General features: G+C 37.3%; 9 protein-coding genes. 1 reads left to right on the top strand and 8 read right to left on the bottom strand.

The features are described from left to right. Positions 1-72: 72 nt before the first annotated feature. The 4 genes from CUB63_RS01830 to guaB form a co-directional block, all read right to left on the bottom strand. Positions 73-1,125: a DNA polymerase beta superfamily protein gene (locus CUB63_RS01830; RefSeq protein WP_072064139.1), complete on the bottom strand. Its 1,053-nt coding sequence runs from the start codon at positions 1,123-1,125 to the stop codon at positions 73-75. Next, positions 1,109-1,888 carry a nucleotidyltransferase domain-containing protein gene (locus CUB63_RS01825; RefSeq protein ID WP_109847331.1) on the bottom strand — a complete coding sequence of 260 codons (780 nt, stop codon included), beginning with the start codon at positions 1,886-1,888 and terminating at the stop codon, positions 1,109-1,111. The genes CUB63_RS01830 and CUB63_RS01825 overlap by 17 nt, the downstream gene beginning before the upstream one ends. Positions 1,889-2,143: 255 nt before the next feature. Beyond that, positions 2,144-3,721 (bottom strand): glutamine-hydrolyzing GMP synthase, encoded by a 1,578-nt coding sequence (gene guaA / locus CUB63_RS01815; protein WP_006533010.1) that lies wholly within the window; start codon positions 3,719-3,721, stop codon positions 2,144-2,146. An 83-nt stretch (positions 3,722-3,804) separates the two neighbouring features. Continuing rightward, a complete protein-coding gene (gene guaB / locus CUB63_RS01810; RefSeq protein WP_072064176.1) occupies positions 3,805-5,271 on the bottom strand; it encodes an IMP dehydrogenase in 1,467 nt (488 codons plus the stop codon). 169 nt (positions 5,272-5,440) lie between these two features. Between guaB and xseA the strand changes: the two genes are divergently transcribed. Continuing rightward, entirely contained in the window at positions 5,441-6,823 is a 1,383-nt protein-coding gene (xseA, locus tag CUB63_RS01805; protein ID WP_006533013.1) for an exodeoxyribonuclease VII large subunit, read from the top strand. A 119-nt stretch (positions 6,824-6,942) separates the two neighbouring features. On the opposite strand, the gene CUB63_RS01800 is transcribed toward xseA, so the two are convergent. From CUB63_RS01800 to CUB63_RS01785, 4 genes are all read right to left on the bottom strand, one after another. Continuing rightward, positions 6,943-9,186: a TonB-dependent receptor gene (locus CUB63_RS01800; protein WP_109847330.1), complete on the bottom strand. Its 2,244-nt coding sequence runs from the start codon at positions 9,184-9,186 to the stop codon at positions 6,943-6,945. Positions 9,187-9,350: 164 nt separating this feature from the next. After that, positions 9,351-11,519 (bottom strand): S9 family peptidase, encoded by a 2,169-nt coding sequence (locus tag CUB63_RS01795; protein WP_109847329.1) that lies wholly within the window; start codon positions 11,517-11,519, stop codon positions 9,351-9,353. A gap of 27 nt (positions 11,520-11,546) precedes the next feature. After that, complete coding sequence (locus CUB63_RS01790; RefSeq protein WP_229096582.1) at positions 11,547-12,329, bottom strand: energy transducer TonB; 783 nt, start codon at positions 12,327-12,329, stop codon at positions 11,547-11,549. Positions 12,330-12,374: 45 nt separating this feature from the next. Further along, positions 12,375-13,244 (bottom strand): ChaN family lipoprotein, encoded by an 870-nt coding sequence (locus CUB63_RS01785; RefSeq protein ID WP_109847328.1) that lies wholly within the window; start codon positions 13,242-13,244, stop codon positions 12,375-12,377. Positions 13,245-13,296: the final 52 nt, after the last annotated feature.

Here is a 13,296-nt window from a genome sequence, read left to right as displayed (position 1 = left end):
AAAATATTAAAAATAGCATATCCCTTACATTATGTAAGGGATATTAGTTTTCTAGGCTAGTTCATTTTTCTACTATTTATAGAGCGCTTTTCTTATATTTATAAGAGCAACTTCTGCAATTGAAGGCTCAATTTCATCAGGCAATAGACTTAGTTGAAATGCATTATTAATGGTCTTAATAAGAATTTCACTACGCTCTAATAATTCATCATAACTAAATTGTCCTGCTTTAATTGCTAATAATTCATCTCTATTATCACACCAAACCTTCACTTTCCCTTCTTGTGCTATCCCTAGTGCGATATAAAGTAATCTAAAAGTATGCATCATATTCTTACTATCGTAATTTCTTCCATGATCGATGTTTTGTTGGTAACGAACATCATTACGTTGCTCAACCCATTGCCAATATTCATGATATTGCTTGCGATATGCACTATAACCTTCTTTATTAAAGCTAAGATAACCTTCTGGTTTTGCTGTTTTAGAAATACTACTTAGCAATACATCATTAGCATTTTCTTTTTTTATTATTCCTTGATAAGACACTTTATCATCATAATAAATTGCATAAATATCTTGTGCGTGGGTAAGTTTTGTTAACCCAATATGTTCTTGTTTCCAATGCCGATTTTTTAGCCATGTATTGATTAATATTGTTTTTCCATCTTCAATGACATAACAAAAATCGAGAATGGTTTTTAATTTTTTTTCAACTGGATTTACTATTTTTTTGTTTAGCCCTTGAGCCTTCTTAACCTGCCTTTGTGCATAATGTACAAATGTTTGAACACAAGTTTTAGACAAAAACCATTCTGGCTTTATTAATGACATTAAAGGGTGTCGATAAATAACCATATGTTCAGGTGAATTAAGTAGCTCTAAAATATTAGGATTAGATGCACATAATAGTTCTATAAATCTCCCAAGCTCATAATAGACTATATCATTGCTTTCATTACTTACTTGTGGTGTGTATTCCAACCCATAAAAAAGATCTTTAGGGAGGTAAAAGACTCCTTTAATATCTGTATCTGATTTTTCTGTCGCAAGATTATGTGAACGACTTCCAGCGATACTTTCAAATAAAAGGTAAGGTTTTATATCTTCAATAGTCAGTTTCATCTAATTTTTTCCTAAACCAATTATTTAAAATATCATTATCAGGTACTATTCTTTTGGTTAATTGGACATTTGTCTCTTTCCATAAAAAAGTCACTAGATATTGCATCGTATGTGTTGGAACCCAAGTAAAATATTCATTTTTATCTGATTTAAATTCTACTAATTCTTTGATGGTTTTTTGTTCTTCAACAGTTAAAATTTTTATCAGTTTATCCAATTCCATAGGTGGAATTTCACCCGTTTTCACCATCCAATAGGCAGATAAAAGAGAACGTAACATATAGAACCATTTTTTTAATTTTATTGGCTCTGCACTAATCTCATTTTTAGAGTTATTTTCAGGAGAATATCTACTCACAACTTTAGCAATTCCTCTGTAATGATGAACAATTACTTTTGGTTGATAATAGAGTTTTGCCAGTTCAAATAACTCTTTTTGAACATTAGAATATTGTTGATAAATTATTGGCGATTGGAGCCATTCTAATAATATGCAATTCGATTTACGTAATAAGTGCAGCGCTTTTGTAATATCCCAAGCACCAACATCAAACCAACTATTTTCTATCCATTCGAAGGTTTCTTTAGGTTTATCAATAGAAAGATAAGCATTGCGTGGACGTATAAAAATACCTCTCACATCATAATCACTATCTGTTGAAGCAACCCCCCAAGCTCGGCTACCACTTTCTGCAACATAAAGTAATTTAACTTGATACTCTTGCTCTATTTGCGGCAACTTTTTTAATATCTCATTATGCATGATCTCCTTATCTCCTATTTTCTTAATTTGCAAGATCTCTTGGCACGAATAATAAAGGCGCTATTAATTACGATAGAAAAACTTATTCTAAATTACCGTTAAGTGAGCAAATATCAATCCAAAACTTTATTGAGTTTATTATTTATAAAAATAAGCCTATCACTAATAAATAGAAACATACAAAAAAGCCACCAGTAACTTACTGATGGCTCTTAGTTTTTTAACCTTTATCAACTATTGCTGATAAACGGTATTTTATTCCCACTCAATGGTTGCTGGTGGCTTACCGCTAATATCATAAACAACACGGGAAATTCCGCTTACTTCATTGATAATGCGATTAGAAACACGACCTAAGAAGTCATACGGCAAATGTGCCCAATGCGCAGTCATAAAGTCTACGGTTTCAACTGCGCGTAATGAAACAACCCAGTCATATTTACGGCCGTCGCCCATAACACCCACTGAACGTACAGGTAAGAACACAGTAAATGCTTGGCTTACTTTGTTATATAAGTCAGCTTTATGTAGTTCTTCAATAAAGATAGCATCAGCACGGCGTAATAAATCACAGTACTCTTTCTTGATCTCACCTAATACGCGAACCCCTAAACCAGGTCCTGGGAATGGGTGACGATAAAGCATATCGTAAGGTAAACCTAACTCTAGGCCAATTTTACGCACTTCATCTTTAAACAGTTCTTTTAATGGCTCAACTAAGCCCAGTTTCATATCTTCTGGTAAACCACCCACATTGTGGTGTGATTTAATCACATGAGCTTTACCAGTTGCTGACGCTGCTGATTCAATCACATCAGGATAGATAGTACCTTGTGCTAACCATTTAACTTGTGGCTGTTTAACGGCCTCTTCATCAAAGATTTCAATGAATGTATGACCAATGATTTTGCGTTTTTTCTCAGGATCGTTTTCGCCTTTCAGTGCAGTCAAGAAGCGATCTTCGGCTTCAACATGGATAATATTAAGGTCAAATTTACCTTTAAACATTTCCATCACTTGTTCTGCTTCATTCAGACGTAATAAACCATTATCAACAAATACACAGGTTAAACGTTTACCAATTGCACGGTTTAATAGTAATGCGGTAACAGAGGAATCAACACCACCTGATAATGCTAAAATAACGTGATCATCACCAATTTGCTCCTTTAAACGAGCAACTGTGTCTTCAATAATTGCAGCCGATGTCCACAAAGCATCACAACCACAAATATCTAAAACAAAACGTTTTAAAATCGCTAAACCTTGGTGAGTATGTGTCACTTCTGGATGGAATTGAACGCCATAGAAGCGTTTTTCTTCATTGGCCATAATAGCAAATGGGCAAGTTTCAGTGCTTGCTACTGTCACGAAGTCTGATGGAATAGCAGTAACTTTGTCACCGTGGCTCATCCACACATCTAATAATGGTTTACCATCTTCACTAACTGAATCTTGAATATCATTGAACAGTGCACAAGTTTCACGAATTTCAACTTGTGAATAACCAAATTCACGCTCACCAGAAACTTCGACGTCGCCACCTAATTGCATCGACATCGTTTGCATACCATAACAAATTCCTAATACAGGAACACCTGCATTAAATACATATTCTGGCGCACGAGGACTATTGTCTTCTGTAGTGCTTTCAGGGCCACCAGACAGAATAATACCATTAGGATTAAATTCACGAATTTGTTCTTCTGTAACATCCCATGCCCAGAGTTCACAATAAACGCCGATTTCACGAATACGACGAGCAATAAGCTGCGTATACTGTGAACCGAAATCAAGGATAAGAATGCGATGATTATGGATATTTGCTGTCATTTGTGGTGAATTCCAAAACAGATAAAGTCATAAAGTTGAAAGGCTTGCGCTGTATTATTACCACAAGCCTTTCTCGGAATAAATTACATACCTAAGCGATAATTAGGTGATTCTTTTGTGATAGTAACATCATGAACATGGCTTTCCTGAATACCCGCACCACTGATGCGAACGAATTCAGCTTTAGTATTTAATTCTTTAATGGTTGCGCAGCCTGTTAAGCCCATGCATGAACGTAAACCACCCATTTGTTGATGAACGATGGTTTTCAATAATCCTTTATAAGCAACACGACCTTCAATGCCTTCTGGTACTAATTTGTCTGCGGCATTATCAGTTTGGAAGTAACGGTCTGATGAACCTTTAGACATTGCACCTAATGAACCCATACCACGGTATGATTTATAAGAGCGACCTTGGAACAGTTCAATTTCACCTGGAGATTCTTCAGTACCTGCAAACATTGAACCAACCATAACGCAAGCTGCGCCCGCTGCTAATGCTTTCGCGATATCACCAGAGAAACGAATCCCACCATCGGCAATAACAGGAATGTTGCGATCTTTTAGTGCTTCTACCGCATCTGCAATAGCGGTAATTTGCGGTACACCAACGCCTGTTACGATACGTGTTGTACAGATTGATCCTGGGCCAATACCTACTTTAACCGCGCTTACACCAGCATCAGCTAATGCTAAAGCTCCTTCTGCGGTTGCAACATTACCACCAATAATAGGTAAGTTAGGATATAAAGCACGAGTATCACGAATACGTTGCAGTACACCTTCAGAATGACCGTGAGAAGAGTCAATAAGCAAAATATCAACGCCAGCAGCAACTAATGCAGCCACGCGCTCTTCATTACCTGCCCCCGCACCAACAGCGGCACCAACACGTAAACGACCATGTTCGTCTTTACAAGCATTAGGTTTACGTTCTGCTTTTTTGAAATCTTTTACAGTGATCATACCTTTCAGGTGGAAGTGGTTATCAACCACTAACGCTTTTTCTACACGTTTTTCATGCATTTTTTGCATAACGATATCGCGTGCTTCACCTTCTTGTACTGTCACTAAGCGTTCTTTAGGTGTCATTACCGCAGTAACAGGTTGGTCTAAATCAGTTACAAAACGAACATCACGGCCAGTAATAATACCAACTAATTCGTTATCATTAGTCACAACAGGATAACCAGCAAAGCCATTGCGTTCAGTCATTGCTTGAACTTCACGTAAAGAAGTTTCTGGTGTTACGGTGATAGGATCAGTGACAACACCACTTTCATGTTTTTTCACACGACGAACTTCTTCTGCTTGGCGTTCGATAGACATGTTTTTGTGGATAAAACCAATTCCACCTTCTTGAGCTAATGCGATAGCTAAAGGCGCTTCAGTCACAGTATCCATTGCAGCAGAAAGCATAGGAACATTTAGGCGGATTGTTTCAGTCAGTTGAGTAGATAAGTCGGCAGTATTAGGAAGAACAGTGGAGTGTGCAGGAACTAACAAAACATCATCAAATGTAAGTGCTTCTTTTTTAATTCGTAACATAGCAATATCTCACCAAGGCGGCTTTTAAGAAATAGAAAATATTGCCGCGGCATTATACACACCGAAATCGGTTGCTTCTAGCTTTTTTTCAAAATTTTTATTGCCCCTACCACTAACTTAGGTAGTATCAATCAATTAAGTCTTTGTTTTAAAATTTGATCTGGCTCACATGACACTACCAATAAACAATAATATTTTTACTGTTAGCCGTCTAAATAAGACCGTTCGTCAGTTATTAGAAATGGAAATGGGTCGCATTTGGATCAGCGCTGAAATTTCCAATTTTACTCAGCCTTCTTCTGGTCACTGGTATTTTACGTTAAAGGATACTCATGCCCAAATTAGAGCTGCGATGTTTCGTGGGCAAAATGCTAAAGTGACTTTTCGCCCTCAGCATGGTCAGCAAGTCTTAGTTCGCGCAACAATTACATTGTATGAACCACGAGGTGATTACCAATTGATTGTTGAAAGTATGCAACCTGCTGGTGACGGGCTTTTACAACAACAATTTGAACTATTAAAACAAAAACTCAGTGCAGAAGGATTATTTGATGCCATTTACAAAAAACCTCTGCCATCACCAGCAAAACAAATCGGGGTCATCACTTCTTCAACGGGTGCCGCATTACACGATATTTTAAATATTCTTCGTCGTCGTGATCCTTCATTACCTGTGCTTATCTACCCAACCGCAGTTCAAGGTGCTGAGGCGCCTATGCAAATTGTTCATGCCATCGAACTTGCTAACCGCCGTAAAGAGTGTGATGTCTTAATCGTTGGCCGTGGCGGTGGTTCATTAGAAGATCTCTGGGCATTTAATGATGAACGCGTTGCCCGTGCTATTTTTGCCAGTGAAATTCCCATTGTAAGTGCTGTTGGTCATGAAACTGATGTAACCATAGCTGATTTTATTGCTGACCTTAGGGCGCCAACACCTTCTGCAGCAGCAGAACTAATCAGCCGAAACAAGCTTGAGCTATTGCGCCAATTGCAATCACAACAACAACGCCTTGAAATGGCAATGGATTACTACTTAGCGAAAAAATTACGCGCAATAACACAGCTTTATCACCGTTTACAGCAACAGCATCCTCATTTACGTCTTGCTCGTCAGCAAAATGTATTAGCTTCCACACAACAGCGTTTAGTTTCTAGTTTTCAGCGACTATTGCAAGCCAAACAACATCAACAAACACAACTACAAAAACGCCTTAATTACCAAGAGCCTAGTTCCCAAATTCAAACATTACTTCGCCAACAACAGCTGTTGATTTACCGTATGCGAGAAAGTATTGCACAACAGCTATCTCGTCAACGTGAACAGTTCGCTATTAGCTGTTCTCGTTTAGAAAGTGTGAGTCCTCTCGCAACACTTTCTCGCGGTTACAGTATTAGTGAAACTATGTCTGGAGAGGTGCTGAAAAATACTAAACAAGTAAAAGTGGGTGATCCTCTAAAAACCCGAGTTGAAGATGGTTGGATCACTAGTGAAGTGGTGAAAACACAAAAGATAAGAGCAAAACGCAAAACAACTGCTAAAAATAACGATTAAGTCAAATCAAGTGATTTAAGCTTTATATAAATATAAAAGAAAGACGGCCTCAAAATCATATTTGGTGCCGTTTTTTATTATTTACTCAGATGACATCTTCAGATAATTATTATTAAATACTAAAAACGCACCTCTCCTGCAAACAAGTAACTTCTACCGCGAGCCGTCTGAGTGTTAGCACCCGGATCTTGCATAATTGGCGCTGAATTACTTCTATCAAGTGCATTAGAATAATTTTTATTCATTAAATTATGCACAGCAAATTTCAATGAGACATTTTTATTAATTTGATAATTACTGTAAACGTCAATTATCGTTGGGATTTTTTCTTGTTCAACCATAGGTACTATACCTAAATCGTAGTCTACCCCTTCCGGTGCTGATTTACGCGATTTACCTGTTATTTGGATCACCGTACCTAATTCTAATGACTGGTCATCAAAGAAGCGAACACCAGTATCAATAGTGGCATAATATTTAGGAAGTTCTGAAGCAGGAGTTTGTCCAAAATCTAAACTCGCAATTGATGTGGGTTGTGAAGTGCGTTGATCACTATAGGAAAGGTTAGCGTAAAATATCCCTGCATCATAATTAGCTTGTAGCTCATAACCACGCAAAGTCACAGGATCGATACTGTTAGTATGAAGATGAATGTTACCGTCATTTTCCATATTGGCGTAGTCATCCAATGTTAATGAATCATCAGCTCTACAACGGATCCCTCCTTTACACACTATAAAAGATTCACTAGAAATATAATTTTTGATCTTGGTGTGATACCACAATCCTTTAAATCGTAAGCTATCCCCTTCAACAATTAAATCAGGACGATAACTATTAAATCCAAGTTGGAATGTATCAGCCTTTTCACTCTTTAAATATGGGTTCATTGAAGCACCGCCTTCATTGGCAAAGAAGATCTCTTGTGAAGTTGGCGCTCTCATAGTGTGAGCATAACTTGCAAAGGGCTGAAATTCAGGAATAATTTCAGCTGCAATTAGCATTCCCGGCTCCCAATTTCTATCATGGCGATTAAGATCCATTGCACCTTCAGGGAAACATGCATCACGGCTAGCACACGCTGGTTTATGCCCTTTTATATTGTAATCCACATAATTTAAATTGAAATTTAGCGTATAAATATCATATTCAAATTTCATTTGTGAAAAGAAGCTGGTTAAATTATTTTTCCCTTGAGGTGCAAATACGTTATTTTCAACCATATTGTTTGCTTGCCAAGCATCTGTTGATGGTGCAATAACGCTACGTTTATATTCTGTAAACATTAACTTTGAGCCTAATGTAAATGCCATATCCAATTCGCCGTAATTAAAGCGACTGGTATTTTTAGCCACTAATGAATCAGAGATATTTTCTGCATTTGCATTACGCAAGCTCATTAAAGAATCACCTTCAAATTTTTGAGAGGCTTGGCTGTGACTTAAACGAATTTCACTATCAAAAAGGTCATTTAATGGCGTATAGCGATATTTTGCATAATAATCTTTAGCATCAATTTTACGTCGATTAAAGTTATTATTATAAAACCGACCACTTAATTCTAATTCATGAGAATCATTAGGTTTAATATTAATTTTCGCCAATTCTGAGTGTGGTTTTTGATTAAAGTGTTTATTAGTGGCAAACTCTTCACTATTAAATCCTGCACCATTCTTATAAGACGATTCTATTTTATGCCCACTTAAAGCAAGCATTGCGCCAACTGAACTATTATCATTAAATAGAGAACGTTGCCCTGCAAAAGCAATCATACCGTTATAGCCTAGACCATTCGTGCCACCAGCAGCTTTACTTCTTATTCCCCATGAGTTCCCTTTAAATAAAACATCTTCGACACCAATGGTTTTAAAGTTAGCGCTACCCGCCAACGCATTAATGCTATTTTCACCATCTTGTTGACCGCGCGAAATATCCACTTGAATAATAAAGTTTGGGTCAAGCATGCTATTAAATTGGTTATATGGTTGACCGCCATGACTAATTTGACTAGGGGATGTGCTATATGTCGTTTGTGTGACACCATCCACCATCATATTCACGCGCCCAAAACCACTAAGCCCGCGAATATTGACACTAACACCCGGTTGACTTACATCCATTTGAGTATACGTTCCTGGCGTTGAACGTAATGCTTGTTCTACAGATTCAAGATTATTAATTTCACCAATAGCGCTATAAGCCCCTGGTTTTCCCAATGCTTTTTGTTCTGGCGTTTCTTTTTGTGTTGATGATACTTTTAAACTACTAAATTGAACTGCTTTATCTGTTTCAGAAGCGATGACAAAATGATTAACACCCGAAAATAAAATAAGAGTGCTAATAATTTTTCTTGTAAATTTCATAATAAACCTATTCTTTATTTTTCTTTAAATAGGCTCACGTTGCTTTATATAAAGTTATTAAACTAGAAAATATTATTATTGTTATATTCGTTTTAAATAATAGCACTGTCTCTCTTAAAGAGAGACAGGCTAAATTATTAAACTGATTTATTATACCGATTATTCTATTTTATATTTTGAGTTTTAAAATAGACTTCAGGCTGTTCTAACATCAGAATAAAGGCATATTCTTTTGCGGTATCACGTAAGCGATTAAAACGTCCTGATTTGCCACCATGCCCTGCACTCATATTAGTATCAAGTAATAGTAGGTTATTATCTGTTTTTAATTCACGTAATTTAGCAACCCACTTCGCAGGCTCCCAATATTGTACTTGTGAATCATGTAATCCTGTTGTGACTAATAAATGAGGATAAGCCTTAGCAACGACATTATCGTATGGGCTATAAGATTTTAAGCGGAAATAAACGTCTTTATCGGCAGGATTTCCCCACTCTTCATATTCTCCTGTTGTTAAAGGAATTGAAGCATCGAGCATGGTTGTCACAACATCAACAAATGGAACTTGGGATACCACACCACGGTATAATTCTGGTGCCATATTCACAACAGCGCCCATTAATAAACCACCCGCACTGCCACCCATAGCGTAAACGTGTTTAGGTGCTCCGTAACCTTCTGCAATTAGGTATTTAGTGGCATCAATAAAGTCAGTAAACGTATTAACTTTATGTTCCATTTTACCTTGGTTGTACCAACGCTTACCTAATTCACCACCACCACGGACATGAACAATCGCATAGACAAAACCTCTATCTAACAAACTTAAACGAGGAGAACTAAATGATGGATCAATGCTACTACCATAAGAGCCATAACCATAAATTAAGATAGGATTTTCACCTTTCTTAAATAAGTCTTTGCGATAAACCAATGATACGGGAACTTCAACACCATCTTGTGCTTTTACCCAAATGCGCTCACTTTCATACAAATCACGTTCAAAACCTTTTACTTCTTGCTGTTTAAGCAGTTTCTTTTGATGTGTTTGCATATTCCATTGATAAGTTGAAGATGGTGTTGTCATGGATGTATAACCAAAGCGAAGCTCTTCACTATCTGCTTGAGGGTTAAATCCTAACCATGCCATATAAACAGGATCGTCAAACGTGACATTAGTTGATTGACCTGTTTTCCAATCAATCTGACGCAATGAGACTAGACCTTGTTTTCTTTCTTCCACAACCAACCAGCGATTAAACAGATCAAAACCTTCTAAATCGACATCTTTTTGTGGTGCAATGACGGTTTTCCAAGGTTTATCGATTGATGCCGTTTTATAAAGACCAAACAACTCACTCTCATGATTCGAACGAATATAGAATTCACCATTAAAATGGTCGATATCATATTCGCGCCCTTCTTGACGTGCAGAGAAGATAACCATTGGTTTTTCTGGTGCATTCGCATCAATTAAACGAGACTCTGAGGTTGTTGAGCTTTCAATAGAGACCAGAATGTAATCTTCAGATTTGCTTTTACCCATCCATGTATAAAAGCGATCGTCGTTTTCTTCGAAGATTTTGACGTCTTGTTTGCGATCAGTGCCATATTGATGGCGATAGATTTGATAAGGCAGTAGCGTTTGCGGATCTTTATCAACATAAAATAGTGTTTTGCTATCATTTGCCCACACTAAGTTTGCTGAGATATTGGTTAACACATTCTCTTTCCATGTGTTATCTGACAAATCTTTATAGGCAACATTATAGTTTCTGCGCCCTTCTTTATCTTCAGCAATCGCTATACGTTTGTTATCTGGACTGATAGTCAAATCACCTAATTGATAGAACTCATGCCCTTTAGCACGTTCGTTTCCATCAACGAGAACTTCCCATTCACTCTCGCTATTAACTGGTTTACGCTGATAAATAGGAAAATCTTTACCTTCTTGGTAAATAGTACGATAAGTATAACCATTATAAATGTAAGGCACAGACTCATCATTTTGAGCCATGCGGCTCACCATTTCATTAAAGAGTGTTTCTTCTAAGGCCTTACCTTCTTTCATTACGGATTCGGTATAGGCGTTTTCAGCATTAAGATAATCAAGCACTTTAGGATCTTTACGTGAATCATCTCTTAGCCAATAATAATTGTCAGTACGCGTATCTCCATGTTCTGTCATCACATGAGGTACTTTATTTGCTTTTGGTGGCGTCACTAGGGAGTCCTTTTGATTTTGAGCCAATGCAGGTGTTGTTGAAATTAACAATGCTATGATCGCACTCGTTAATTGCAACGTCATCCGTTTTTTGGTTGCGACTAGCATAACGTTTATTTCCTTTTTAACCTGTCGTTAGAATGTTAGTGTAGAAAACTCAATTGGCATTTCAACCATTATTTTACCTTTCGACAATAACTCAAGAGGCGGTACCGGTAAGGGTTCAGCACGTTTGAGTACTCTTTGCGCTTCTCTATCTAAAGAACGCACACCACTACTGAGAATTAGTTCACTCGATATGACATAACCTTGTTCATCAACAATAAAGCGCACTTTAGAAATCCCCGTTCTCCCTTTGCTTTTTGCTTCTTCAGGATAGGCTTTATAGCGATTAAGATGTCCTTTTGTTTTAGCTTGCCATAATGCTAATGCGCTTTCTGAACTATCCGAATCACTGTCATAATTTGCACTAACATCACTAGATTGCTGTCTTGCCGCAGAGCGGCTACTTGAAGGTGCTGATTGGCTAGACACATTTTCACTAATGGTAGGTGCTGGCTTTACAGGAGAAGTAACAGGGGCTACTTTAGCAGTTTGCTCTACATTGACCCTTTTTTTAGGTTTTTCGATCAAAATATCAGCATTTTCATTCACAATCAGATCATGCTGCTTTTCAGCAATATCTTGCTCTACCTTTTTTTGGCTTGCCACCGCCAGTTGTTGATCGGCGCCTACAATCTGTTTTTCATCGCTGATTGCTTGTACGTTTTCACTTAAGCTCATCATTACAGCTACTTCAGGCTCTTGTATAAATACCGTATTCTCTTTATTGAAATAAAAATAAGCCATGACAAAAACAGCATGTATACCGATAGCCAAAATAAATGCTTTAGAACTATAAAGCTGAAATTTCGGCATTTGATCCATAAAAGAGGAAATAAGCATATTCGTGTTATCAATAAATTAAGGTAATGCGACAGGTGTTATCCAAAGATAATCGGCATGAGCTGAAGTGATATCACTTCCCTCTTCCATCATTATCACGACTGTCACATTTTCATTCGGTGCTAAATCAGCAACGTGCAAAGGTACACCCATTACTTTTGTGGCATGAAAAGAGCCAGCAATTAAAAGTGCGGGTGTCGGCGCATCTAATAAACTTTTCGCCATTGCACGATCACGCAATTGCTGAATAACTGTCATTTTTTCTGCTTGTGTTTTATCAAGCTCACCACCATGAGAAAGCTTGATTGTTTTTTCAATAAGTTGACGAACAGATGTCTCAGTTGAATGTACACCATCAATAATAGGTGGATTTTTATACGCACTAGATATTTCACTGCGATCAATATTTGCCGCTAATAAAGGATAATCAGCGCTTAGTCCTGCTTTAACAATATTACCATACCATTTCCAAGGCCAACCTGAATTCCATTTTAATGCCGCCATTAATCGCTCATCCCGTAGGTATTCTGAGCCTGAATAACGTTTTTTTGTGTTATCAACTAATGATTGCTGACTTGGTGTTAGCATCTCAAGTAAAACCGCGCCTTGAGGGCGTTTTTTAGGCAGTTCTGTCATTAACCAATATTCAATGTCATGATGATAAGCATTGTCATGTTTTTCACCAATAATCACACGTGCTTGACTTGCTAATCGTGTTAACAATGTATCTGCCGTGATGGATTGCCCTGTCTGAGTATCAATGATGTTTGCCGACTGAATAATTTCTAAATCTAGGGTTGATACCGGTTGTTTTTCTATCGAATGACATGCTGAAAGGCTTATTAATGAGACTAGTAGTAAGATCCTTTTTAATATTGAGAAAAACATAATCATCCTATTAGTTATATATACCTACTTTGGTTAGACGAACAGGTTAATA

Origin of the sequence: Proteus penneri (genome assembly GCF_003144535.1) — a bacterium.
In the GTDB taxonomy this organism is placed as follows: domain Bacteria; phylum Pseudomonadota; class Gammaproteobacteria; order Enterobacterales; family Enterobacteriaceae; genus Proteus; species Proteus penneri.
Note: the sequence above shows the minus strand (reverse complement) of the source record. Positions and strands in the feature narration are given on the sequence as shown.

Coding starts and splice junctions, on each gene's coding strand:
- CUB63_RS01830 (WP_072064139.1), bottom strand. CDS start 1,125: ATGAAACTGACTATTGAAGATATAAAACCTTACCTTTTATTTGAAAGT.
- CUB63_RS01825 (WP_109847331.1), bottom strand. CDS start 1,888: ATGCATAATGAGATATTAAAAAAGTTGCCGCAAATAGAGCAAGAGTAT.
- guaA (WP_006533010.1), bottom strand. CDS start 3,721: ATGACAGCAAATATCCATAATCATCGCATTCTTATCCTTGATTTCGGT.
- guaB (WP_072064176.1), bottom strand. CDS start 5,271: ATGTTACGAATTAAAAAAGAAGCACTTACATTTGATGATGTTTTGTTA.
- xseA (WP_006533013.1), top strand. CDS start 5,441: ATGACACTACCAATAAACAATAATATTTTTACTGTTAGCCGTCTAAAT.
- CUB63_RS01800 (WP_109847330.1), bottom strand. CDS start 9,186: ATGAAATTTACAAGAAAAATTATTAGCACTCTTATTTTATTTTCGGGT.
- CUB63_RS01795 (WP_109847329.1), bottom strand. CDS start 11,519: ATGCTAGTCGCAACCAAAAAACGGATGACGTTGCAATTAACGAGTGCG.
- CUB63_RS01790 (WP_229096582.1), bottom strand. CDS start 12,329: ATGCCGAAATTTCAGCTTTATAGTTCTAAAGCATTTATTTTGGCTATC.
- CUB63_RS01785 (WP_109847328.1), bottom strand. CDS start 13,244: ATGTTTTTCTCAATATTAAAAAGGATCTTACTACTAGTCTCATTAATA.